Genomic DNA, 26,731 nt, shown 5'->3' with positions numbered 1-26,731 from the left:
CAGTATAAATTAAAGTCAAAACCGCATTTGGAATATAGTACCTTTTTCTCGAATTATCTCCAGCGTCCCACCTAATTGTCGTACAAATATCTGCAACAAATGCATTCCGAAAGAAGCAGACGCACCCGGTGTTACATCCTCCGGCATCGTAACACCATCATCAGCAACAACCAGCAAAAACTTATCGCCATCTTTTCTGAAACTTACCGTAATACTTCCTTCATTCTTCCCTTTGAAAGCATGCTTGATGGCATTTGTAATAAGCTCATTCACGATAAGTCCACAGTAAATCGCTGAGTCAAGATCAATTACATTATTCTGAATATCCGTCTTGAATTTCAGCACAAGATCAGGCGTCGAATTCGTCACCTGTAAATCATAAACTAATCGGCCTAAATAGTCGGAGATTTCTACTTTATCAAGCGTCTCCGACTGAAGTAAGCGCTCGTGAATCAACGCTATTGACCTTATCTTCTGCCGCGTACTTTCCAAGAAATGCCGCACCTCAGGTTCTTCCAATGACTTCATTTTAATATAAATAATGGAAGAAATAAGCTGAAGATTGTTCTTCACCCGATGATGAATCTCTTTGATCAACGCCTCTTTCTCCATAATGGTCGCGAGTAGTTTCTTTTCCGTACGAAGCTTCTCCGTAATATCCGACGCAATGGCTACCAATGAACCTTCCTTCTCTTGATATTGAATCACGATATCGACATCGTATGCCGTTCCATTTTTTCGATGATGTTTTATTTGAAGCTGAAGTCTAGCGGTTTCTCGTTTAATCAATGGCGCGACTAACGCCCGAATCGCCATTTCATCCGGATAGTTAAACAGATCCGTGAACTTCATCTTATTTAACTCCTCGATCGAGTAACCTAGATTTCTCAGCGCCGATGCATTCACGAATTGGAATATCAGCGTATCACGATCAAAAAGATAAATCTCGTTATAACTTTCCCTTACAATAAGATCAAGACGCGCTTGTTCTGATTGCAATCTTTTCCGCACGGTAATATCATGACCGATGGCTTGCAACTCGTAGATCTTCCCAGCATCATCTCTTAAAATCAAAATGTGCCACTCTAACCAATGCCATGTTTTATCACCCGCCATGATGCGATGCTCCACGGGGTCTGGCGAAACACTACCTGCAAAAATTCCTTCACACAGATCGAGTAACGGTTTTCGATCCGCTGGCGGTACCAGAAAAGAAAAATCTCGCCCAATCATTTCTTCTTCTGGCAATCCAAAGAACTTCGAATAAGCATGATTGACAAACGTAAGCACTCCACCTCGCTCAATTCGACAAATTAAATCCAACTGATCTTCAACAATCGATCGATAACGATTTTCCGATACCGTAAGCAATTGTTCGGCAAGCTTTCGTTCATGAATGTCCATGCATGTGCCAATAAAACCAGCAAATGCGCCTGTCTGCAAATGCCTTGCACTTCCATTATCTACAAACCACCGATATGCGCCGTCGTGTCTGCGCAATCTATATTCAACCGAAAAAGATTGTTGATTATCGAACGCGACATCGAAATCGCGTGTCGTTCGTTCTGCATCGTCCGGATGTACGAACTCCGACCATCCTTTATTTAACGCTTCGTCCAAACTAAGCCCAAAATATTGAAGCGCACTCGCATTGTAATAGGTATCGCGTTTCGATTCATCTGTCATCCAAATCCACACAGGTGCTTGATCTGCCATATCCTTAAAGCGCTGTTCACTTTCGCGAAGCTGAAGAATGATTTTACTATTCTCCGTTACGTCCAGCGACATACCACCTACCGCATATACATTTCCATCGGCGTCCCGAATAGGAAACTTTACTTCATGAAATTCGCGATCGCCAATTTGATATGAAAACTCAACCGACTTCCCGGTTTCAAAAATTTCTTGATCCTTCTGCGATTGAATATCAGCAACTTCACGCGGAAACAATTCGTGTGCACGAACATTATCTTTCAACCTGCTCGGCAATGTTTTTAAGAAACTAAGATTATTAAACAAATAGCGACCACGTGTATCTTTCATGTACACCATCATCGGCGCGTGATCAAGAATCGTTTGCAACTGCGACTGGCTCTTGAACATCTCTTGCATGGCTAGCTTGATCGTTGTGATGTCAGACTGAATTGCCATGAATCCGTTAACAACATTATCGGCGTCATGCATCGGCATCACTTCCATATCGAGCCAGTACTTCTTACCCGCTTTTGTATAATTCAAAATCTCCGTCCGAAATCCTTTTTCGTTTTTCAACGAGGCGCGCATGTAAGCCACGGTCTGTGGATTGGTTTCTGCGCCTTGTAAAAATTCACCAGGCTTTTTCCCTAGCACCTCCTCCATCGTGTAGCCGGTGACGCGTTCAAATCCTGCATTCACCCAAGTAATTTTCCCGTCGCGATCAGTCAATGTTACCGCGTTGTTAGTTCTACTGGCGATGAGTGCGAGTTTCTTATTTTCGTCTTCAGCCTTGCGCTTTTCTGTGATATCATTAGCAACCACAATACGCGCACGTTTACCTTTATATTCAATGGCGCGAGAATGTACATCAACAATAATGATGTCTCCATTTTTTTTCCGGTGAATCGCCTGTACAATGGAATACTGGTTCGCGTTTGCTGCAACAATTCGCTTCGTACGCTCGAATTCTTCTGCGGGGCGAATGTCGAAAATCGTCATCTTCATGAACTCTTCTTTCGAAAATCCATACAACTTCATCGCTGTTTGGTTTACATCGAGAAATTCATACGACTCCACATCAAAAATCCACATCGACAGCGGATTATTCTCAAACAGGTTTTGATAAAGAAAATCACTCTCACGCTGCGCACGTTGCGACAGCTTTTGATCAGTGACATCTTTATAGTATACGAACAAACCTTCAGCACTAGGGTATCCACTCACCTGAAAGATAAGCTCGGCATTCGTGTAGCTTGTATGCTCAACTGAAAACGACTCGCCTGTCTGAAGTGCCTTTTCAAACTGCCCATATAAGGGATATTTATTAAATCCTGGAAATACTGCTTCGAGATGTTTACCAATCAGATCTTCTTCCTTACGGTTTGTGTAAGAAAGGAAAACATTGTTTGCCATGATGAAATTAAGATTTCGATCGAAAGCGAATATGCCATCTGAAATACTGTAGAGAATCCGTTGCAACTGACGCGTTTTCAATAACGCATCTTCTTCTGTTTGTTTTCGTTTTGTTACATCTTGAAATACGCCAAGCACCTTTCCATTCTTTCGGAATGTTCCCTGTGCAACGAAGACTTTACGACTTCCTTTCGCGGTTTGAATTCTAAACTCTGCTTGCACACGTTTCAGCGCCTCATCAGATACAAGTCCTTCTTGAAGCTTCTCGTAAATGAGACTGCGATCTTCTGGAATCAGATACTTATTAACAAAATCAGCAAAAACAAGTTTGTTAGGCGCCAACTCATCTTCCTCGACAAGTTCTAAAAATTCAGCAGAGAGGTCCACCATGTAGTTCTCAACCGTCAATTCGGCTGTACCGATTTTACTAAAGCGCATGGCCTCACTGAGCTGCTGTTGTGAGCGTAATAGTTCTTGTCTATCAACATTGCTGTCTTCGATCAACGTAGCAACCATCAACCAGCACTTTTTCGTACCGACTACGAGTTCACTTACGGAAAGCTTCGCGCTAATTTGTTTTTTTCCTTTCGCCATCAAAGTAGCGGCAACGTTCGTTCCCCTCTTGAGCTTACCTGTTGTGGACAAAAGCTCGCCTAGTGTTTTTGAAAGAAACTGTTTTTGGGTAAACCCGAATATTTTAAGCGCTGCCTTATTTACACCTTCAATAGCAAGCGATTTCGGATTGTAGATCCACGATGGAAGTGGGTGATTGTCAAATAGGTCTGTCGGCTTAATTTTCAATGGCATACACCGGAAAACGTTAAAGGTAATCACACTACCTGTGGGTAGATACTGTGGAACTACGTACGTATTTATACAGAGGTACTCCGAAGCGCGAAATGTGAAAAAAGCGAATTCGTCAGTTTTTAGGCTAAATGAAGGACAGAAAGAAGTGAATAAATCGTTATCCAGGCCATGTTGATTCAACGAATTCGATTATATTTGCGTCCCGATTTGAGCGAAACCGCAAAAAAATTGGCCATCCTCGAGAAGTTATGGATGGTAGTCACAAGCCAAAGTGGCGGAATTGGTAGACGCGCACGACTCAAAATCGTGTACCGTAAGGTGTGTGGGTTCGATTCCCACCTTTGGTACTTAAGAATTAAAAGGATGGCTTGCCATCCTTTTTTGTTAACCATAATACAAACCGTTGGCTGCAGTTTACATTCTTTATTCTAAAGAATTGAACAAGTTCTACGTTGGAAGCTGTCAGGATTTTGAATTGCGTTTTCATGAGCACATTGAAAAGGTGTATCCTAATAGTTTCACTGCTAATTCTGACGACTGGCAATTAGTCGCCCTCTTTGAAAATTTGTCGTATTCGCAAGCCAGATCAATTGAAAGTCATATTAAGAAAATGAAGAGCATAGTTTATATACAAAACTTAGTGAAGTACCCTGAAATGGTAGATAAGCTCAAACAACGATACAAATAAGTGGCGGCCCCGATAGCTATCGGGGTGGCAGACGCGCACGACTCAAAATCGTGTACCGTAAGGTGTGTGGGTTCGTCCCGATAGCTATCGGGACCCACCTTTGGTACTTAAGAATTAAAAGGATGGCTTGCCATCCTTTTTTGTTAACCATAATACAAACCGTTGGCTGCAGTTTACATTCTTTATTCTAAAGAATTGAACAAATTCTACGTTGGAAGCTGTCAGGATTTTGAATTGCGTTTTCATGAGCACATTGAAAAGGTGTATCCTAATAGTTTCACTGCTAATTCTGACGACTGGCAATTAGTCGCCCTCTTTGAAAATTTGTCGTATTCGCAAGCCAGATCAATTGAAAGTCATATTAAGAAAATGAAGAGCATAGTTTATATACAAAACTTAGTGAAGTACCCTGAAATGGTAGATAAGCTCAAACAACGATACAAATAAGTGGCGGCCCCGATAGCTATCGGGGTGGCAGACGCGCACGACTCAAAATCGTGTACCGTAAGGTGTGTGGGTTCGTCCCGATAGCTATCAGGACCCACCTTTGGTACTAAAAAGCTTAAAGCAGAAAGCTTAAAGCAGAAAGCTTAAAGCAGAAAGCTTAAAGCAGAAAGCTTAAAGCAGAAAGTTATGAAAGGCCCTCAGGAAACTGAGGGCTTTTTTATTTTGGTATTTGTTTGTATCGGACAAATACCGGACAGCCTTAGGTGTAAGCCCTTCCTATTGGGCAGGTGAATGATCGGCCGGTATTGCTGGATAGTTAACTCATCGCCTTGAGGAAATATCATTTAGGCCTCAGTTCGTTTGAACGTTCTTAGATTTGAGCCGCGGCCACTGTCCGGAAATTCCGGACAACTGCATTTGGGTCGAGTTACTTTCTTACCGCGTCAAAATCATGCGTTTATTATCGATAACTTGTCCATCGGCGATCAGGGCATACAAATAGATTCCTGCTTCAAGGTCATTTCCATTTAGCTCAACATTCGTTTCTCCGCGCATAGATATAGTAATACGTTTGATCTGCTTGCCTTCAAGATTATAAATTATCACATCGGCGTTGCGTACAGCATCAGAAACAGACAGCGCAATACGCGTATATTGACTAAACGGGTTCGGCGAATTTTGTTGCATTGTATTCTGACCTGTTACCGCAGTATGATCCAATTGAACGCGTGATAATTTCCCAGCAAGCGCTTCTCTCAAACTCATTATTTCATTTGCCTGTTTATCAACTTGCGCCGAAAGTTCCTGAACAGCTTTCACCAAAGGCACAACAAACTCTGAGTATCGTAACGCGTAGTGACTCTGTTCATTCTCTGGCGCATCAACACCATAGAATGCATACGCCGATTCCTTTACTATCTTCTCAACTTCCTGTGCGACAAATCCCGTATGGCGCTGACTTGGTGACGCAATTTTTTCATGCCCAGGCTTTCTTTCAATGCGCAGAAATTTTTCTTGCGCTTCATCGTCGACAACATAGGTAACGGGACGAAGTTTGTTGATAAACGAAATACCCGGCACATCTTCTTTCACGTCGCGTTTGAATCGTCCATCCGATAATGTAGACCACGGCACTTGGCCACCAATACTGGTAACGCTGGTATTACCGATACGCACTTGGTTATTCGCTGTTGTTCTTGTGAACGCACCAAGCGCCGTTGTATTGCTGAAGGATCCCGTTGTTCCAGCCTGATACCCTGCGGCTGTGTTATCATTTCCAGTTCTATTCTCATACAATGTCCAGGTGCCGACACATGAATTACCCGACGCGGTTGTACTGAAAATTTGTGCTCCCTCGCCAACAGCAACATTTTCGCCTCCACTAATAGAACTATTCAACGACATGTATCCACACGCCGTATTGTGATTGCCTGTAGTATTGTACTGCATCGATTCACTGCCAATCGCAACATTACTCAACCCAGTCGTGTTGCTGTACAAAGAAGATTGCCCTACCGCTGTATTGTAAATACCCTCAGTTGTCGAATACATTGACTCATGCCCAACAGCGGTGTTCATACCAAAGAAATTATTTGCGCTGTACAATGCCTTGTATCCAACTGCTGTAAGTTGATTCCCAGTATTCTGAAATCCGGCACGATATCCAATCGCTGTATTGGAAAAACCATCATTCAAAAACAAAGATTGAAATCCAACAGCCGTATTGTATGCTGCGGAAACGTTACTCAATAATGCTTCATATCCAAATGCCGTGTTTGACTGGCCTGTTGTATTCGATGCGAGCGTTGATGTTCCGAATGCGACATTCCAATTTCCGGTGTTCACAGGAAGTGAATTCGTTCCGACACCAAGTGAGTTTGCACTAATCACATACGGGAATATTCCACGCCGGCGAATATTGCCACTACCATCAGCCACGAGTATTTGTGTCAATGTAATATTGGTGGGAAGCGATCTGATACGCAAGGCGCCATTGATATCCAACTGAACGGTAGGCGCTGTTGTATTGATGCCTGCAAAACCGTTCGTGTTTAAAACTGTCATGCGCGTCGTTGTTCCGGTTCGTAACGATACATTCGTAGTAGCTGCACCCGAACTAAACGTACCATCAGGGGACGTAACCTGTGCATTGACTATTGCACTGCACAAAAGAATAAATAAAAAAATTGAATAGATTTTTTTCATAATGAGAGTGGTAAGTGAGTGAAAAGAAATCGTCAGCATTGCCTTAACTTTGCTTAACATGCTGAAAAATTAGAGAATGAAATACCTCTCAACAACGTGAGGTGAAGCGATGAGAATGAGGAAACGTTCTTTACACGTTGATTTCGAAATGTCGCGTCAAATAATCAGGGAAAAGCCTATTAACTGAGGTGATTTTGCAGCTATAGAGTATTAGGTGATAATACCCTTGTTAAAAAAGCGGCAAGTCTTAAGCTGCAAGTTACAAACCTTACTCAGCGCTCCTCAGCGTCTTTGCGCCTCCGCGGTGAAAAGAATTTGTTCACTACTACTATCCTCAGATTGAGGACACGAAACATTTCATTTTTACCGCAGAGATGAAGAGGAGCTGAGTTTTGCAGAAACGTTTCATTTCTTACCGCTGAGAATGTAAACAAAAAGCCCCGGAATTTCTTCCGGGGACTTCTTCACATAAACTCCACTTTATAAAAATTACATTGTGGATCAATCCATGGTTGCATACACCAGCCTGAAGAACCCTGACACCTGGTGTGATGTTGACGTTTTACATCCGTCCGCGTGATCCGGTGTATCTTCGTAGATCGTACCTGAAAAAGAAACTACAACATCCGACAAAGGCTTACCAGTAAACTCTTCAACATTGTAAGTCATTTCAGCACACACGCTTTCCGATTCACAAACGTCCTTCACTTTCTCACGTTTAACATAATCACTCTCATACGCCACCGTACCAGGAATATTCGTGAAGGACACATCGTCGTCACCCTCATCGTAAATACATTTCACCCTTTGCGCCCCAATGCCCGTCTGATGAAGTTCCGCCAGAAAAATATTGATGTACTGATCACCGCGAACATAACCCGCAGAAACACCAATACCTTTGTTATCATCTATTGGTCCGCAATTCACAATTTCGAAATTCGTTGGATCTGGAACAGTGCTACCATTAAAACCATATTGATAGTATGTGTACGTTTGTCCGTCGACTGTCAATTCAAGGAAGTATTCATTCTCAAGCACTGTTATATTCGACACCACCATGTAGTGACCTTTGCTTCCTTCTTTGTTTGACGTTTCAAGATCAACGGAAACCGCAACAGTTTTTGGGTTGGGTGCTTTTGCAGGTGCAGTATACGTTGCCATGTTACCTGAACCGCTCAGCTTTCCATTACTATTCGACACCGGAGCTGCCGCGCCATTCAATGCCCACTTGGTTGCGCGAAACTGGATCATCCGTTTCTCTATGTCACGTGGAATAGGCGTAAGCGGTGCAAGCACGTCAAGACCATCATCCTTTATCGGCACCAACGGAGCAAGTTCATCCATGGCATTCGGGTCGTCATTGTCTCGCCTGAAACCGGTGAGACGAAGTTCGACACTCTTATTAACGCTCACCCTAGGCGCCGACGGGGTCAAAACAAAATCAATAAACCTTCCCAATGCCCAATCACTGAAGTGCGTAGTGGTAACGGTTACATACTTATCATCTAAGTTTGTTTCGCTCTTCAACATCGCGTTCCAGGTACCATCTGTATTCTGCGTCGTGATCCAAAGAAATTCGTCACTGGCCGCACCGAGCACACTTGCATCATAATGAAATTTCAACTCTACAGGTTTTGCAAACGTAGTGCCTTCGGGAGAAAGTCTGTAAGCGGCACCAAGTCCGAGTGGTGCATGATTTGACAGTGGCTGTATTGCGACTGTGGTATTGGTTGTAAGCGCTCCTTCCGGAACAGTAAGCGTAAGATGGCCATCAGCCGAAGTGAGAGAACCACCAGATGTTCCAATAACTTTGCTTGTTGCATCACCTTGTGGCGTTCCGCGATCTGTAACAATCGGATCTAGATCTTCGGGAGCAGGGTCTCCCCCATCGGAACACGAATGCAACGACAGGGTGACCAGCAAACCCCAACCTAACACAAAACAAAAAAATAGGGATCTTTTTTTCATAGGATAATTATTTTAACAACTCAATCACGCCGCATGTCAAGGGCGATCATCGCTTCATAAATCTTAAGCGAAAGTAGTTCATGAAGTTTTTGCTGGTAATCCACGAAAAAAGGGATATGTTATGGATAGAATTAAAATCCACGAAAAAGTGGATGAGATCCCCAACGTGAGTTTAGTTTATTTGCAATCAACCTACATGAACATGTCGATTCGCATTTGCATCGTATCAATTTTACTCTGTGCAACAGCGCTTAAGCTCGAAGGTCAGCAACAAAAGCCCGACAGCCTTGCGCGTGCGCTGATGTCTATGCCTGATGATACCACGAAGGTCAATCAATACTACATCGCTGGAAAAACTTTTGAACGTCAATCGCCGGAACGTGCCATGATGTTGTATGATTCCGCCTATGCATTGGCAAAACGTTTGGGCTTCAGAAAGGGAGAAGCAACATATGCCGGACATGCGATCTCAATCTTAAACAGTAAAGGAAAATTTAAAGAAGCATTAGAACTTACGAAGCAAGCGCTTGCCATCTTTGAAACACTTGGTTCCGAGCGCGATCTCGCCATTGCGTATACCAACGTTGGTAGCGAGTGGCACTATCTGTCCGACTTCCCACAAGCGTCAGAAAACTATCTCAAGGCCCTAGCACTTTCGGAAAAAATTGGTGACCAGTATAGTCAGCGAATTCTCAACAATAACTTAGCATCCATATTCATCAATCTTCAGCAGTATGAAAAAGGAAAATCATACGCCGAAAAATCACTACACATCGCGCGCGCGTTAAAAAATGATTATGCCATATCATCGTCGATGTTTAACATCGCTACCGCTGAATTATACCTCAAGCAATATGACAGTGCACTCCATCATTATCAAGTGATTCATGCTATCGGCATCCGCACTGACGACTACATCGTAGTTCTTGATGGTCTATTAGGACAAGCTGATGCGTACTTGCACAAAAGTGATTTCACGAATGCTGAACCGCTTTATAGAAAAGTGATTTCATATTCAAAAGAAAAAGAAGCACCGGAGTACGAACTCTATGCCTGGATGGGGCTTTCAGATGTGTATCAAAAAACAAAAATGTTCAATGAATCCGGAAGGGCAATTCAGCAGGGCATGAGTATTGCCAACCTGCTGGGTTCTTTGTTTGAATTAAAAGACCTCTATCTTAAAGCGTCGGAGCTTGAAGAAAAGAAAGGAGATTTCGAGCAGGCACTTACATTTCGAAAGAAATTTGAAATGCTGAACGACTCGATTGTCGGCGAGAATAGCAAATCGAAGATAGAATTACTAGAAGTGCGGTACGAATCCGAGCAAAAAGCTGCTACTATTCGCGCGCTGCAGGCAGAGAAAGACATACAAATCCTCACCATTCGCCAGCATCGAAATATTGCTTTCGCATTAGCAGCGGTTGTCATTGCCGTGGTTGCCATTGCCTTTCTCATCTTTAGAAATTACAGACAAAAGCAAACGCTACAACAGCAACAGATCAATCAACTCGAAAAAGAGAAAAAACTATCCGCTACCGAAGCGATTCTGAAAGGAGAAACGCAAGAGCGGACAAGGTTAGCCCGCGACCTGCACGATGGATTAGGAGGTATGTTAAGTGGAATTAAATTCTCATTAAATACCATGAAAGAAAATCTGGTGATGACACCCAAAAACCAAGAAGCGTTTGAGCGCAGTATTGATCAGCTCGATCAGTCCATAAAAGAAATGCGACGTGTCGCGCACAGTATGATGCCTGAATCGCTTGTCCGTTTTGGGCTCGACATTGCACTTCAAGATTTTTGCAAAGGCATCGGCCAATCTCAGGCATTAAAGATAAAATATCAATCGTTAGGCGTTACGCAAACGAAATTTGATGAAGCCGTTGCGCTTACTATCTATCGCATCGCACAAGAACTTATTAACAATACACTAAAACATTCCGGGGCAAAGAATGTACTCGTTCAACTTTCCAAGACTGATGCAAAGGTAGCAATTACCGTTGAAGACGATGGAAAAGGTTTCGACACGAAGCAGCTAAGCAAGAGTCCAGGTATTGGCTGGGCGAACATTATGAACCGTATAGAAACACTGAATGGCGTATTGGATTTATCTTCCGACGCCAACGGTACGTCTATCCATATTGAGTTTAATACCTAGTCGTCTCAAAGGAAAGTACTTCTTAGCGAAACTTTGAGTCTTCAAACCTTCGTGGCAAGAGAATCAGAAAAACAAGGAAAGATACTAAATGCAGCTTTTAAGTCCCGGATAAATCCCCAACCGCATGTTTGTGTAGGTCATAGGATGTGATCGGTTAGTTCGACGTAACTTGGGCAACGCATGCCTACCAAAATCTTTATCACCGACGATCACGTGATGGTAACGGAAGGAATCCGTCTGCTATTTGAGCGCGATGCCGATATTGAATGGATGGGAAGTGCCGACAATGCCGCGTCATGCTTAACAATGATGCAGGAACAACAACCCGACATCATGCTTCTCGATATCAGCCTTCCCGACAAAAGTGGCATTGACCTGTGTCGCGAATTGAAAGCATTATACCCAACGATGCGCATCATTGCTTTAAGCTCTTTCAATCAACTGAGTTTTATCCAGAAAATGATACAAAATGGAGCGCAGGGATACGTGCTCAAAAACGCCTCCCATGATGAACTGCGATACGCTATCAAATCGGTTATGAACGATGAAGTATTCATGAGCGCAGATGTGAAGACAATCTTACGAGAAGAAGAAGCCGATAAAATTCCCGTACTCACCAAGCGCGAGAAGGAAGTTCTAAACCTCATCGCCGATGGCATGACCAATCAAAACATCGCTGACAAATTATTCATTAGCCCGGCGACTGTCGATACACATCGAAAAAACCTTATCACAAAGTTTGAAGTTAAAAACACAGCCTCGTTGATTCGCCACGCGGCGCACTATGGATTTCTTTGATCAGCCAGCAGAGGACCAAACAAAGTATTCACTCAATTCACAGACAGCTTAAAAGGTCGTTCGTAACCATGGTAAGTTGAATACCTTATGCAAATCGTCGTTGTTATGCAACTAAAATATTTGCATGAACGTGACTACCTTGTGTAGATAAAGTAACCCTGAAAATATTACACTTTCCGAGTCATGAATGTATTCCAACAATATCTCTACTGCGCCTTTCTTTCATCGTTAACGGTTCTTGTCAGTGGAATGGTTACTATGCCTGATGATTGTGGGCAGTGCGTGCTCTTGTATATTGTCGGTTCTGGACTCATGTTTCTTGCCATGTTACTGTTGACATTACCCTATTTTCTATTGCGCGTAAACGTGGCGCAATGGGCAGAAAAAATAATCCTCGGCATCATCGCCACGTTAACACCGCCGATACTTTTAGCAGGCTTGCTGTTAAAATACTATTATGATCCAGATCGCTATGATAACAGTGACTTCGAAGTCTTCAGTCCGGCAGTGATCACGGCGTTTATTGTGGGAGTTTGGACTTTCTATATTTACATGAGAAAGGATGAAGGCCGATCGAGTTGATCAGCTCTTTGTGATTGAATGGCATTGACGGTTAAAACGAATGAATTTTTTCTCTAAATCGCATGTCACCATATCGCACTAATTAATCTTCACGATAGAAACGAACATCGATTCCAGCCCTCACTTTTCAACATGAAACCAATCAACATCAGCATACCCTGAATCGTTTGTTGGTTGCGTTCTAGTGCAGAACAATCCCACCTTCGCGCCAATCCATCGGCCCGCCTCCGCGATGAAGTCGCTTTCAATAGATACGTAATCTTTATTATCGACGCTATAACTGAACGCGCACTTCGCATCCGCCGACACCGTCACGCGTAGATACACAACGTGTTGCCCTAAGTCTGCAAGAACAATTTCATTCTCCGACGCGCCACTCGCTGCGTGAATGCATTTTACATAAACTAACTTCACGCCATCCTTTGTACTCTTCAATCCAACGTAAGCATAACTTTGTCCCATCACAATCAAACCCGTTCTTTCATTTTCGATTTTAACATTCGGCTTGAAGGTTATTCGCGTGGTCACTTTAAATGCTTCCGCTGGAAATTTTTGCAGTAGTACATGAGGAACCTCCCAGTAGTTCGTAATACTATCTGACACTCGTGAAGCATACAATCTTAGAAATCCGTTACTGCTTGCAAAAGCCCAAGTAGCCTTTGGATTAGCTTGCCACTGCCATTGTAATCCCAGCAAATGCGAATTGAACTCATCGGACTCTGGCGGCGCGGCTATCGCATACTTGCGTGACGTCGCCGGCTTTTGATAAACTGTTACGGGCTCACCCTTCCCATCGCCATCTACATCACTGCCGATCACTGGCCAATCGTTCAACCATTTCAATGGCTGCAAATGAACAACGCGCCCGAATGCTCCTTTATCTTGAAAATGTAAAAACCAGTTCTCTCCCAATGGTGTATCAACCCAAGCACCTTGATGCGGCCCATTCACTGAGGTCGTACCTTGGTCCATGACCACTTTTCGTTCATAGGGACCATATACATTTCGCGAACGCAATACCGTTTGCCATCCCGTTGCTACGCCACCGCCAGGTGCAAAGATGTAGTAGTATCCATTGCGCTTATAAAACTTAGGACCTTCAATCGTAGGATCAAGATCGTGGCCATCATAAACAATAACGCCCGCATCCACAGTTTTGTCGCCAGCAGCATTAAGCTTCTTTACAGCGATTACACTCTTGATTCCCGCGCGACTTCCGGCATACGCATACACGAGATAGTTATTACCATCATCATCCCAGAGTGGACATGGATCTATCAAACCTTTTCCAGCTTCGACCAATACCGGATCAGACCACGGACCTATCGCATTCTTCGACTTCGTTAAATAAATCCCGAAGTCTGGATCAGGATAGTAGATATAGAACTCACTGTTATGATATCGAATGGATGGAGCCCACACACCATTGCCATGTTGCGTCTTTTCAAAATGTTCAAATGGAGGCTGACGTTTCAGGGCATGTCCGATCAACGACCAATTCACGAGATCACGCGAATGTAAAATCGGCAACCCAGGAATAGCGTCGAAGCTAGAGGCAGTCATGTAGTAATCTTCACCAACGCGTATTGCATCCGGATCGGAATAGTCAGCATGAAGCACTGGGTTTCGATAGGTATTGTTTCCCTGATCAGAAACCCACACCTGCTGCTGCGCATAGACCATCCGTGAGACACCGATTATTAGTAAGAACAAAATAAAAACAGGAGGTTTTGTCATGATACTTATTCTTTAAAACACGTGGTGTTTTTCGTTGCCAACTTTAACTAAAAAAAATCATAAAACAGTCCGGTGCGCGCAAATAAACACGGCATCAAAATACCACATACTTCCCGGGATCGTTCTATCTTGACTACACGATTGCGTTACCCTAATTGTTAGTATGAACAACTTATCGGCTATCCTATTTCTTGTGCTATGCTACACAACGGACATGCTCCACGCACAATCTGCTACTAAAAGCAAAACCTTCGAAATTGCAGGTACAGTAATTTCCCAGACCACGAAAAAACCAATGTCATTCGCGAGCATCCGTTTAAAAAATTCGCTATTCGGAACCTCAAGCGACGAACATGGGAAATTCCTTTTTAAGGCAAATCATTTATCCGACACCTTAGAGATAAGTTTCATTGGGTTCAAAACGAAACGTATAGCGCTGAAAACCATCCTTGCGACAACACCCACAATCATCGCGTTAGAAGAACATCATATCGAAATACCAGAGACGATCGTTGTAGAAGCTAGTAAAGAATGGGCGAAAGAACTTTTTGAACAAGTGATCGATAGCATCCATGTCAATTTTGTGCAAGAGCCGATTCTCTTCAATACGGTGATCCACGCTTCGCAAGCAAAGGATGATTTTACACAACAACGAACGACGATAAACGCAGACATCTATTTCGGAAACGGATACAACCCGCGTAAAAAAAGAAATGACTTTCTTGTTGTAAAAGGAACCTGTATCACAAAATATGATAGCGTATCAGCACAATGGTCACCTTTTACTCCAAAAGACAACACGTTGATCTACGAAGTGAACGGAATATTCCTCAGGGATGTAATCGCCTATCGTGACAATTTATTTCTAAACAAAAAGAACCTATCACATTACGCTTTCGATGTGGAGTCAGAAGATGAAGCAACATTAACCGTGCGATTTAAAGCAAGCACTCTTCGTGTCGGTGTGATACCATTTCCCAACCTTATATCATTTTCCGGAAAAGTAGAAATCAACAAAACGAATTTCTCTATAACAAAAATTATAATGTCTGGTATTGTCGATGAAGACGCTATGATTGAAGCATTCAACAAAAGTACTGTTGGCGAGCTAGAGATTACCACAGAATATAAATCGTCGCCAAATGGAAAACTGTACTGGGCGCGAAGTCTTTTCAAGGAGAACTTTCAACGAGGAGCTCAAATTATTATCGATAATTCATTTATCGCCACGGGTGTTCAACCGATACACGACAACGATTGGACGCCGAAAGCGCAAAACCTTTGTGATTGATAAATGGAAACTACGTCGTTCAAAATATTACTCCGGTAAAATAAGCTTTTAAGGCATCGATGGTCACCGATGTAAATTAAAATACTATATTAGAATTTGGTAACCCTCGATAGCCCCATGACATTGCTTAAGTTTCTAAAGGAGCGTGCATTTGCTTCCGTCGGACTGGTGAGCCTCATCGCCGTCTTGTTCATTCTTGCATCGTTGTTATACTATTTTACCTATAGCCAAGTTCGCTCGTACAATAGCGCCATGTCAATCACGGCAGCGCTCGTATCGCAGTCTGTTGGCCAAAAGGTTGACCGAAACTTTTACGAGCGTTTCGGCGATGTACAGGCCTACGCATACAATAACCTCGCTGTAACCACCGCTGAAAACGATTCCGTTGCACCTGGTTTGCAGCTTTTCATCAACACCATGACCTCATATTATGTACTCTATGATCTCATGGTGCTTTGTAATCGCAACGGCGTGGTCATGGCAGTGAATACGATTGATCGAGGCGGTAAAGAGATCGCCTCACAAAAACTAGTCGGCAAAAATTACAGCAACGAAGAATGGTTTCGAGCGTGCACTACCGGTAGCGGTCCCGTTGGCGGCGCCTGGTACTCCGATTTTATGCACGACCAAGATGTAGCCAGCATCTATCGATCATCTGGGGCCGGCATGGGATACGCTGCGCCCGTAAAGAATAGCGAAGGATCAGTAGTCGGTGTGTGGTATAACTTCGCCTCGTGGAATGAAGTGACCGATGGCATTCGTCAGCAAGCAGAGTCTGATCTCATTAAGGACCACGACGGAGCTTTCGTAGTGATGACCAATGCAAGCGGTGAAGTAATCAGCGCCGCCAACAAAACATTTATCGGCCATAAAATCAGCGTTGGAGAAAGTCAATCACTGATAGAAGGGCAGCAACTTGGCAACATTGTATTAGATGACTACACCAGCGCGTTGTCACGATCAACCGGTGCTTATACTTTCCCTGGAAAAAACTGGTACACCCTGACATTCATCCCAGAGCAATCCGTATCGTGGGCAGTGTTCTTCTCAAAAAATAATTTGATCGTCGTATCGATTTGCATTGCTGTATTTGCACTATTGATCGTATACGTTTTCTTTTTCTTTAAGAGAAGAATTATGATCCGGGTAAACCGAATTAAAGATCTTCAGCAACAATTGAGTGATGGCGAAGTCCTCGATGTAACGACAGACCAACATCAATACCCTGACGAATTCGGGAAAATGTTAACATCGCTCACCATCCTTGCTAACAAATTAAAGCAGAAGGCTGCCTTTGCCGACGAAATCTCCAAGGGAAACTTAAATGCTACACTTACCGACTTACAAGACAAAGATCATCTTGGTAAATCGCTCGTAAACATGCGCGACCAACTACAACGCGCACGTGAAGCGGATGCACAACGAAATTGGTCGACAGAAGGACTTGCTCAAATCGGAAGCGTACTCCGCGTGGTGAGATCCTCACAAGAACTGTATTATGAAATCATCAAGTTTATTGTCTCCTACCTCGGTGCCAACCAGGGTGGACTTTTTTTAGTAACAGAAGATGACGGAGAATCGAAGATTGAACTCAAAGCAAGTTACGCCTACGAAAAGCGCAAGTTTCAGGAAAAGACGATAGAACTTGGAAACGGACTTATTGGGCAATGTGTATTAGAAAAATCCACCATTTACCTTACCGATGTTCCTAAAAACTACGTGCACATCACATCCGGTCTGGGCGAAGCGAATCCATCGGTAGTACTTATCGTGCCGCTCAAAGTAAATGAAATTGTCTATGGTGTATTTGAAATTGCTTCATTCAAAAAACTTGAAAATTACCAAGTAGCACTAGCGGAAAAACTCGCCGAAAGTATAGCGGCGTCAATCAGCACTATTGTAACGAACGAAAAAACGAAAGAGCTACTTGAGCAACTTCAGCAACAGACTGAAGAAATGAAATCACAAGAAGAAGAAATGCGTCAAAATATGGAAGAGCTTTCTGCTACACAAGAAGAGATGCTGAGAAAGGAAAAAGGCTATATCGAGCAGATCAGGGAATTGAAGGGAGCGCAATAATATCGCACTGAAATTTTAATTTCCAACAACGACTTTAGGAAGCAACAAATTTACTAATGGAGTATCTTATTTTTTGGCGTAATTATACTTATCTCAATATTTGTTCTAAGTCAGCAATTAAACAAAAGAAGCTCGACAGTCGCTGCAGAGAAAATTCGTTCCTCGTGGGGTTACCCCGCCAATATATAATCACTGAAGCGCGAAAAATCAGCGCTATATTGGCATCCGTAAAGAATGACTAATTTACACATCAACTAAACATTATTCTTTTGACTTTAACCCTGCTCTCTCATCTCTACAAAAGCTATACTCGATCTACTTCCGTAGGGAAAGACACCGTGGTGCAGATAATCCTTGGACTGCTGCTACTTTCCTTCGTCGTGTATTCTTTACTATTAGGTTTAGCACTGGAGAATATTATTATCACTATTTCCAGGCACACCGACCCAATCCAATTTCTTCATCGGTTATTGCTCTACTATTTTATAGGAGGTTTCATCATGCGATATATCATCCAAGGCTTACCTGCACTGGATGCACAGCCGTACCTCCACCTGCCTATCAAACGCAGCAGTATAATCAATTTTGTCATACTTAAATCGCTGTTTCACGCCACCAACATATCCGCAATACTTTTGTTCGCGCCATTTGCAATGGGCGCTATCAGTCGAACATATGGCAGCTTTCAGGGCTGGATGTGGTTGCTGGCACTATGCATGATAAGTTTAACGAATCACTTCTTAGTCATTATCGTGAAGAAGCATTTCGCCGCAAACGAATTAAAAGCAACTATATTCATATTGTGCTGCTCACTTATCGGTATCGCCGACTACTACGGCTGGATACAATTGTCGATGGCGTCAGAAAAAATATTCAACCTATCTCTAAAAGGTTACGCATTTGTTGTATCAACAATCACCGCCTGTGCATTAGCCACGTACTTTACATATCGCATTTTTGTCAATTCACTTTACACAGATGACTTCATCGGAGAAAAAGATCAATCTTTTCACTTCACCAATTTGCCATTTCTTAAAAATTTCGGATCGATAGGCCATTGGATTTCACTCGAATTAAAATTAATCTTTCGTCACAAGCGTTCGCGCGAGTTACTGATCATGCATTTTATATTTCTACTGCTCCCGCTAGCATTCTATTCGTTTCATTCAAAACCCGATAATTACGCTGGAATGCTTTTCTTTGGCATAGTTTGTTCCGGCCTGTTTATGATGAATTATGGTCAATTTTTATTCAGCTGGCAAAGTGATCATTTCGACTTCTTACTCTCTCAGCCGGTATCGTTTAAAGCATTTGTAGCGTCTAAATATTGGTTGCTAACAGCGACAACAGTATTGTGGTTTATTCTTAGTATCCCATTTGCTTTTCTCGATTGGAGATACCTTGTCCTCAATCTTGCATGTTCTGTTTATAACATTGGGATAAACACCTTCATTGTCATGAACCTTTCGATGTGGGGTGTGAAGCGGCTAAATCTTAATCATTCCGGCTCACTCAATATTCAAGGAATTGGTGCTGCACAATGGATTATGGGAATACCACTCATGATCAGCCCCTATTTATTTTATGCGCCGTTCAATTTCATGGGTTCACCACTATTGGGATTAACTGCCGTGGGTGTAGCTGGCCTAATCGGAATACTATTCCATAAAAAACTTCTAGCCTTGACAACAGAACGATTCTATAATAAACGTCACTTAATGGCATCCAACTTCCGAAAAGAATAATGGCAATGATTTCAATATTAAATCTTACAAAAACGTACAATTATGCAACGGTAGTTGACGTGTCTTCCCTGACATTGGAAAAAGGCATCAACGTTGGACTAGTCGGCAATAACGGTGCCGGTAAAACAACGCTCTTCAGAATGCTTCTCGACCTCGTAATACCCACCACTGGAGAAATCAACATCAACAATAAAAACGTGCGTGGATCTGATGATTGGAAAAAACACGTGGGATCTTTTCTAGACGAACGATTTTTGATTTCCTACTTAACACCGACGGAATACTTCAAGTTTGTTGGAGACCTTCATCACTACGATCAAGATCAACTGGAAACCTTTTTGAATGAATTTCAAGAGTTCTTCAATGGTGAGATACTGGGAACAAAAAAATATATCAGAGATCTATCAAAAGGAAACATCAAGAAAGTTGGAATCGTCGCGTCACTGATTGGCATTCCTGAAATTGTGGTACTCGATGAACCGTTTGAAAACCTAGATCCAAGTTCGCAGATGAGACTAAAAGCAATCATTGAACAAAAAAGTAAACAGGGAATTACATTCTTGATCTCAAGCCACGACCTTAATCATGTAACAGAAATAAGCGATAGGATTGTATTGATGGAAAAAGGAAAAATAATCAACGACATGCAAGGTGGACAGCAAGCGTTGGTGGTTCTTGAACACTATTTCAACAAATAAGTTGATAGCATTGCGTTTTCTATTTTTAACTTAGAGGTTATTAAAAAAACCGTTGTGTATGAAAGTTAAAATTCTATCTACCGAAGAGGAACAAATCGGGCGTATTATCGTGAATTGTGCCTATAAATTGCATAAACATTTGGGTCCAGGGCTGCTCGAAAAGGTGTACGAGGTGTGCCTTGCGCATGAACTACAGAAATCAGAACTCAATATTCAGAGACAGCTAGATGTTCCCATTCAATACGACGGCATTCAATTCAAAGAAGGGTTGCGCTTAGATTTACTGGTTGAGAAAAAAGTGATCATCGAAATTAAGGCGATTGAAAACGTTCATCCAGTTTGGGAAGCACAGATCATCAGTCATCTTAAATTGACAAATTTGAACCTAGGGTATTTAATCAATTTTAACGTTCCGCTTATTAAGAATGGAATACATCGCTTTATAAACTAAAAAAATCCCTTCGCGTTAATTTGCGCCTTTGCGACTTCGTGGCAAAAAAAATTAGGATAAGAAACTGCACACGCGAAAGAATGGACTTCACCTGTCACTGCATTATATCCATTTGCCACAAAGGCTCGAAGGCTCTAAGGTACGCCAAGAATTCATTGCTTTACTTTGTGTCTTTGCGACTTTGTGGCAAAAAAAATTAGGATAAGAAACTGAACGCGCGAAAGAATCGACTTCACCTGTCATTGCATTATGTCCATTTGCCACAAAGGCTCGAAGGCCTAAGGTCGCCAAGAATTCCTTGCATTACTTTGCGCCTTTGTGACTTCGTGGCAAACAAAATTTAGGATAAGCACAGCACGCTCGGAAGAATGAACTTCACCTGTGATTGCATTATGTCCATTGTCCATTTACCACAAAGGTTCGAAGGCTCTAAGGTACGCCAAGAATTCCTTGCATTACTTTGCGCCTTTGTGACTTCGTGGCAAACAAAATTTAGGATAAGAAACGGCACGCTCGGAAGGAATGCGACGTCAACATGAGTACACGCACACTGTAGCCACTAAGAGTTCGAAAGCACCAAGAGATGCGACTATCACTTTACGCCAAGATAATAGCTCACATGCGGCGGTTGATTGTAAGCAACATTTTGCCACGCAATAGCAAGTCTGTAAACAGGATCATGCATCAGTGTAACAAACCTATAACGGGTTGGTATTGTCGTTGTGTAAATATGTAACGCGGTGTTATCTTTCGTTCGCCAAATTACCTCTTCACGCCAGTCGCCGAAGAGGTCTGCGCATAGCGCGGGCGTTGCTTTCGTCCCGTTGTTTGAATCACATTCACTTGCCGTCATGAGTGACGCTAACGCATTACGCTCCCAGTTCCATTTTGCAATCACATTTTTATCGAGAAGTTCGCGCAATAAATCGCCATCCCACCACACGGCAAAGTTGCACATCGTTGGCGCTTGCGAAGCAATTAACGTCCCCTTGCACGAATACAATCCCGTGATGTTTGCGCCTTTCACCCAACACTCGAAACCCGGATAACGCGGATCAATATCAAATGCATTTCCACGTCCTGGACCTTCACCATCTTCTCCAGCCTTTATCGAAGGCTTCCGCCAAAGCACATTTCCATTCATCGCGTCGCGAAAGTGCATGCCAGCATCGTCGAACCTTTCTTGAATATCAAATATTTCCAATCCAGGTCGATCAGGATCAAGATCAGAAACATGCAATGCGTCACCATGTCCTAACCCCGTTGTATGTAGACCTTTGCCATCATCATCGATAACGCAGGCTCCGTAAATTATCTCGTCACGTCCATCACCGTCAACATCCGCAACACTTAGATTATGATTTCCTTGTCCTCCATACTTTTTATTCTCTTCAGATGCATCACTATCAAAAGTCCATTGGTGGGATAATTTTCCATCGCGCCAGTTCCATGCACTTAGCACGGTTCGTGTGTAGTAACCTCGCGCCATCACCAAACTTGGTCGTTTTCCATCCAAGTAAGCGATGCACGCTAAAAAACGATCCATACGGTTACCATAACCATCACCCCAAATAGATTTCATCTGTTCGAAAGTAGGACTGGAAGTTTCGGGATGCCGTGCGGGTAGGTACTCCGTTGTAGTTAACACTTCGCCTGTAAGCCCATCAAAAATGGACAAATACTCAGCTCCCTTTAATATATAGCCATCGACATTTCGATGATCGGCTTTCATATCACCAATCACTTTGCTTTTCCCATCTCTACTGCCATCCGCAGTTTTACAAGCAACTTCTGCACGACCGTCGCCGTCCAAATCAAACACCATGAATTGTGTGTAGTGCGCCCCTTCACGGATGTTTATGCCCAAATTAATTTCCCAGAGAAGCGTGCCGTCCATTTTATAAGCATGAAGAATAGGAGGATCGGTTATTCCTTTATGGGAATTGTCGTGGGCCTTCCCAGTCATGTGAACGACCAATTCGTAATTGCCATCACCGTCAAGATCACCAGGAGAAATATCATTTGGCCTATACCCTTGAGGTGTCTTCAACGGCACGGATAAAAAAGATTGGAGGGGAGCATTCGCCGCCAACGATGTCGTACTTGTTGATGCGTCTTTGCCATCGGACGTTGCTTTCACAAGCCACACATTCTTCTTTTTCAAGTCTGCTAAAGAATCTGTAAAACACGTCGCATCGGAAATGGGTGTTGAAGTAAGCTTTTGGAGCAATGTGCCTTCCGTTTCCCGATACACATCAAACGAAATGTTATCAGGGTCGCTTTTTAAAAGTCTCCAACTCAAAAAAGCTTTCTGTTGATTTTCTCGAACAACAATTAATCCACGATCAAGTTTCTCTACCTGACGTTCCTGGCCTACTACACAGCCACTCACGACGACGATTCCGATGATAATCATCAACACGTGTCGAAACAAATCCATTATGCTAAAAACGTCGTTGTTTGTCGCGGCTATCATTTGATCAATTTTCTGAGCTGTTTATTCTTGAGCCCTGCGATTCCTTGCGCGACAAGGCTTGCATTTATCTTCGCACCTTCCGCTGTTGTATGTGTGTGGTCTTCGAGAAAAAGTTTTGTTTTCACTTCTTCGGGGCCGAGGGTTTCATAACGCGAGGCAACGAGATCATTTAAATCAATGTAAAGAGCGTCCTCGGCTTGTGCTATCTGTTGAGCCCACCCCGCATAGCTGTCCTGCGCGCGAACTACCTTGCCATCTTTCCAGACATTTCGCGCCACCAATGAACATACAATTGGTGTGGCGCCTTTAGCTTTTGTATCGCGGATGTATTTACGCATATACCATCCATAAGAATGGACGACTTCATGCTTCTTCGTTATCAAGTTATCAATCTCTTCTGTCTCCTCTCCGACTCCTCTTATCGATCCACGTGCGCGCAACGTATCATTAATAGGTCCAGCATCGTTATGGCCGAATTGCATAATGACAAAATCACCTGGCTTAACACGCGCAAGCACATTGTCCCATAGCCCCTCCGTTTGATACGTTCTGCTACTTCTTCCACCGCGTGCATGATTCTCGATGTGCACTTTCATGGTGTCAAATTGCTCGTGAAGAAAATCCCCCCAGCCCCACAGTCCTTTTTCGCCTTTTCCACTTCCATTTTTAACAGTGGAATCACCAACAAGAAAAATCGATGGCTTTATCTTTAGACTCGTCGACAACAACAATGAGGCTAACAGTATCCATGCAAAAGATTTCATTCCGTTCATTTTTTTATTTGGGAAACATTAAGGCACTATCATTAACTACTGGTGGATGTAACTTCAGCAACTGATACATGGCTGCACCAGCTAACAGCACTGGACCATATCCGTGTGCTGCATAATTATGCGTTGGGCGGTAATAATAAAATGCAGGATCGAAAGCCATACCGGTCCCCACACAAGTACCCGCTACTTGTCCCTCGGCGGTAACCTTCGTGCTCACGGCGTTCCAAGCGAGTAATGCCATCGGGCCATATGCTTCTCTGTTGATCCAGCCATTGTTGATCGCATGCGCAATACAATACGCATAGATCGCTGTCGCTGAAGTTTCAAGATAAGAATCTGAACGATCTAGGAGCTGATGCCAAAAGCCATCGCCGGATTGACACATTGCCAAACCTTGCACTTGCTTCTGAAATAATTCCATAACATATCCTCGGCCAGGATGATCTGACGGCAACACGTCAAGTACTTCAACCATCGTCATCAGTGCCCAACCATTCGCGCGCGCCCAGTGGAATTGCGGATGAACGTCCATGCTCTCCACCCAGCCATGCATAAATAACTTCTTCTCTTGGTTGAACATGCGCGATGCGAACTGTTTTATTTGCTTCACCGCTTCGTCATAATATTTCTGTTCACCGGTCAGCTTCCCCATCTGCGCCAGTGCAGGAACACTCATATACAAATCATCAAGCCACAACGTATTTGGCAGGGGACGGTTTCGCGCAAGCGTTCCATCCGACAAGCGATATTCCTTGGTGAATATGTACTGAATATAATTTTCAATTTGAGGTCGCAGCGAAGAAAGTCCGGCGCGTTCAGCTTTAATTATCGCAGCGCACATAGCACCGGCATCGTCTAAAGCTTTGGGATCAAATACATGACGCAACGGATTGGCTACTGTTGGAAATTGTTTTCCGAAGGATTGAAAATAGGGAACGACTTGCTGCAAAAACTTGAATCGTGTTGATACATAGTTACTATATCTCTTATCTCCAGTTACGGAGGCAATCTTTAACATGCCGCTATAGGTAACACCCCATTCGTAGCTTGTTAGTCGGAAGTCCCCTGGTTTTAGTATCGCCGTTTGAACAGGTTTTGTAAAATCATTGATCGGCAAATTAGTTTTACTGTCGATGACTGTGGCAGGTGTAACCGCGTCAAGATATTTATGGACGCGATCCAACACTACTTTCACCGCTTCTGGCGTAGTGACCTGATAAGGAATTTTGTAATCGGGTTGTAGTGCATGCAGCGGCGTATTGACATCGTTTCCTTGATGAGGTTGCTGTGCATAAATCGCCGTACTCACCAACAAACTGCCGATGAGCACGAGTGCGTTCCGTATGTACTTATCCATTGGCAAACTGTCTTTTTATGCCGGGCTTTATACTGGTAAGACCGTCGATCTTCACGGGCAGTCCGGTTTCACAACTCTTGCGCGCCGCTATGCCAACCAAAATAGATAATGCTCCATCGCGCACACTCGCCGCCTGATTCAGCGGATCTGTGGTAACGCCACCAAAAATTTTATCTTTCAAAAGTTTATCACCACCACCGTGTCCGCTTTCTCCATGCGAAACACGAATTACCTCGCGCTTCCCAAAGTTTTGCGTCACTACGATCTCATCATAATTTCTTTCTTCCATCGGATTGCTCTCTTCGATCCACATGTCTATTCGTCCTTTGGTTCCGTTGAAAGCAATGCGATAGCCTTCATATGGCGAATACGTTGTGAGCGAATAACTCACTTGCACACCATTGGCATATTTGATTGTCGCCGCCATCTTATCATAAATATTGATATCCTCCTTCCACACACAACCATCGCGCAGATAGCCATCGTGTTTCTCGTGGTTCACATAGAGGTCAACATAGTTCTGTCGCTTGTTAACATCCCAATAAAACTTACACTCCTCTTTATGTCGACATGGCCTGCAATGTGTATGACGAAAAGGATTGTTCTTTCCGTAGAATTCGAGTGAACCCGTCGCATACACTTCTGAAGGATCAGATTCAATCCACCAATTGAGAAGATCGAAATGATGGGTTGCTTTATGAACCCACAATGTTCCACCTTTCTCTTTCAAGCGATGCCATCTTCTAAAGTAATCTGCACCATGGCCCGTATCGAGATACCAATGAAAATCTACCGATGTTACATTACCAATTACGCCACTGCGAAGCAATTCATATATCTTCGCGCGATGCGGTGAATAACGATAGTTGAAAGTAACCGTTACTTTCTTTCCTGTTCTCTTTTCCGCGGCAAGTATGGCTTCACATTTTGTTTCGTCAGTCGTCATCGGTTTTTCGGTGATGATATTGGCGCCGAGTTCCATACCGCGAATGATAAACTCGTGATGGGTCGCATCAACCGTCGTCACAATTAACGTATCGGGTTTCACATCCTTCATCATCTTTTCAAAATCGGTGAAGGTGGGACAATTAAAGCCTACAGACTTTTTGAAGAATTCAAGACGTCCCGGGTTGATATCACAAAGTGCAACAAACTCAACTTTATCGGGATAATCTTTTAATACCTCTTTCGACCACATGCCATGCGCGCGACTTCCTGTGCCGACAATGGCGATTCGTTTTTTCTTGTCTGGACTCCAGCTGTTTGCCAATGTACTTAATGGGTTTACCAACATCGCTCCTGCCATTACGCCCGATGCTGCCATGAAATCTCTCCGCGTTACTTTGCTGTTCTTCATATGATC

General features: G+C 43.2%; 18 protein-coding genes and 1 tRNA gene. 11 read left to right on the top strand and 8 right to left on the bottom strand.

Annotated elements, in window-relative coordinates:
* Positions 1–15: 15 nt before the first annotated feature.
* Entirely contained in the window at positions 16–3,915 is a 3,900-nt protein-coding gene (locus DQQ10_RS12285; protein WP_112747162.1) for a PAS domain S-box protein, read from the bottom strand.
* 265 nt (positions 3,916–4,180) lie between these two features.
* Here DQQ10_RS12285 and DQQ10_RS12280 point away from each other — a divergent pair.
* The 3 genes from DQQ10_RS12280 (at position 4,181) to DQQ10_RS28405 (ending at position 5,050) form a co-directional block, all read left to right on the top strand.
* A tRNA-Leu gene (locus DQQ10_RS12280) sits at positions 4,181–4,262 on the top strand.
* A 56-nt stretch (positions 4,263–4,318) separates the two neighbouring features.
* Positions 4,319–4,603, top strand: coding sequence for a GIY-YIG nuclease family protein (locus tag DQQ10_RS28410; protein ID WP_112747161.1), 285 nt, complete (start codon positions 4,319–4,321; stop codon positions 4,601–4,603).
* Positions 4,604–4,765: 162 nt separating this feature from the next.
* Entirely contained in the window at positions 4,766–5,050 is a 285-nt protein-coding gene (locus DQQ10_RS28405) for a GIY-YIG nuclease family protein (protein ID WP_112747161.1), read from the top strand.
* 435 nt (positions 5,051–5,485) lie between these two features.
* On the opposite strand, the gene DQQ10_RS12265 is transcribed toward DQQ10_RS28405, so the two are convergent.
* Together DQQ10_RS12265 and DQQ10_RS12260 are read right to left on the bottom strand one after the other, a co-directional pair.
* Positions 5,486–7,255, bottom strand: coding sequence for a tail fiber domain-containing protein (locus DQQ10_RS12265; protein WP_165823910.1), 1,770 nt, complete (start codon positions 7,253–7,255; stop codon positions 5,486–5,488).
* 501 nt (positions 7,256–7,756) lie between these two features.
* Positions 7,757–9,223 (bottom strand): hypothetical protein, encoded by a 1,467-nt coding sequence (locus tag DQQ10_RS12260; RefSeq protein ID WP_112747159.1) that lies wholly within the window; start codon positions 9,221–9,223, stop codon positions 7,757–7,759.
* Positions 9,224–9,344: 121 nt separating this feature from the next.
* On the opposite strand from DQQ10_RS12260, the gene DQQ10_RS12255 reads away from it, so the two are divergent.
* From DQQ10_RS12255 to DQQ10_RS12245, 3 genes are all read left to right on the top strand, one after another.
* Positions 9,345–11,381: a tetratricopeptide repeat-containing sensor histidine kinase gene (locus tag DQQ10_RS12255; RefSeq protein ID WP_112747158.1), complete on the top strand. Its 2,037-nt coding sequence runs from the start codon at positions 9,345–9,347 to the stop codon at positions 11,379–11,381.
* Positions 11,382–11,561: 180 nt separating this feature from the next.
* The gene (locus DQQ10_RS12250; RefSeq protein ID WP_112747157.1) at positions 11,562–12,179 is read left to right on the top strand and encodes a response regulator; all 618 of its coding nucleotides are present in this window, start codon (positions 11,562–11,564) and stop codon (positions 12,177–12,179) included.
* Between the two features lie 183 nt (positions 12,180–12,362).
* On the top strand, positions 12,363–12,761 hold the full coding sequence (locus DQQ10_RS12245) for a hypothetical protein (RefSeq protein WP_112747156.1): 399 nt from the start codon (positions 12,363–12,365) through the stop codon (positions 12,759–12,761).
* 120 nt (positions 12,762–12,881) lie between these two features.
* Here DQQ10_RS12245 and DQQ10_RS12240 read toward each other — a convergent pair whose 3' ends face one another.
* Positions 12,882–14,498 (bottom strand): glycoside hydrolase family 43 protein, encoded by a 1,617-nt coding sequence (locus tag DQQ10_RS12240; RefSeq protein WP_112747155.1) that lies wholly within the window; start codon positions 14,496–14,498, stop codon positions 12,882–12,884.
* Between the two features lie 163 nt (positions 14,499–14,661).
* Here DQQ10_RS12240 and DQQ10_RS12235 point away from each other — a divergent pair, with 163 nt between their 5' ends.
* From DQQ10_RS12235 to DQQ10_RS12215, 5 genes are all read left to right on the top strand, one after another.
* Positions 14,662–15,789: a carboxypeptidase-like regulatory domain-containing protein gene (locus DQQ10_RS12235; RefSeq protein ID WP_112747154.1), complete on the top strand. Its 1,128-nt coding sequence runs from the start codon at positions 14,662–14,664 to the stop codon at positions 15,787–15,789.
* 117 nt (positions 15,790–15,906) lie between these two features.
* The gene (locus DQQ10_RS12230; protein ID WP_112747153.1) at positions 15,907–17,868 is read left to right on the top strand and encodes a GAF domain-containing protein; all 1,962 of its coding nucleotides are present in this window, start codon (positions 15,907–15,909) and stop codon (positions 17,866–17,868) included.
* Positions 17,869–18,137: 269 nt separating this feature from the next.
* Positions 18,138–19,613: a DUF5687 family protein gene (locus DQQ10_RS12225; protein ID WP_133259629.1), complete on the top strand. Its 1,476-nt coding sequence runs from the start codon at positions 18,138–18,140 to the stop codon at positions 19,611–19,613.
* A gap of 5 nt (positions 19,614–19,618) precedes the next feature.
* Positions 19,619–20,311 carry an ABC transporter ATP-binding protein gene (locus tag DQQ10_RS12220; RefSeq protein ID WP_112747283.1) on the top strand — a complete coding sequence of 231 codons (693 nt, stop codon included), beginning with the start codon at positions 19,619–19,621 and terminating at the stop codon, positions 20,309–20,311.
* Between the two features lie 58 nt (positions 20,312–20,369).
* Positions 20,370–20,762: a GxxExxY protein gene (locus DQQ10_RS12215; protein ID WP_112747151.1), complete on the top strand. Its 393-nt coding sequence runs from the start codon at positions 20,370–20,372 to the stop codon at positions 20,760–20,762.
* 592 nt (positions 20,763–21,354) lie between these two features.
* On the opposite strand, the gene DQQ10_RS12210 is transcribed toward DQQ10_RS12215, so the two are convergent.
* Genes DQQ10_RS12210 through DQQ10_RS12195 form a run of 4 tightly spaced genes read right to left on the bottom strand, consistent with a single transcriptional unit; the run spans position 21,355 to position 26,725 of the window.
* Complete coding sequence (locus tag DQQ10_RS12210) at positions 21,355–23,238, bottom strand: rhamnogalacturonan lyase (RefSeq protein WP_245970390.1); 1,884 nt, start codon at positions 23,236–23,238, stop codon at positions 21,355–21,357.
* Positions 23,235–24,002: a rhamnogalacturonan acetylesterase gene (locus DQQ10_RS12205; protein WP_112747281.1), complete on the bottom strand. Its 768-nt coding sequence runs from the start codon at positions 24,000–24,002 to the stop codon at positions 23,235–23,237. Before DQQ10_RS12205 ends, DQQ10_RS12210 begins: the two co-directional genes overlap by 4 nt.
* Positions 24,003–24,015: 13 nt before the next feature.
* On the bottom strand, positions 24,016–25,368 hold the full coding sequence (locus DQQ10_RS12200; RefSeq protein WP_112747150.1) for a glycoside hydrolase family 88/105 protein: 1,353 nt from the start codon (positions 25,366–25,368) through the stop codon (positions 24,016–24,018).
* Positions 25,361–26,725 carry a Gfo/Idh/MocA family protein gene (locus tag DQQ10_RS12195; protein ID WP_112747279.1) on the bottom strand — a complete coding sequence of 455 codons (1,365 nt, stop codon included), beginning with the start codon at positions 26,723–26,725 and terminating at the stop codon, positions 25,361–25,363. The genes DQQ10_RS12200 and DQQ10_RS12195 overlap by 8 nt, the downstream gene beginning before the upstream one ends.
* Positions 26,726–26,731 lie beyond the last annotated feature (6 nt).

Source organism: Pseudochryseolinea flava (genome assembly GCF_003286915.1).
Taxonomy (GTDB): domain Bacteria; phylum Bacteroidota; class Bacteroidia; order Cytophagales; family Cyclobacteriaceae; genus Ohtaekwangia; species Ohtaekwangia flava.
This window is presented reverse-complemented; position numbering and strand designations above follow the sequence as displayed.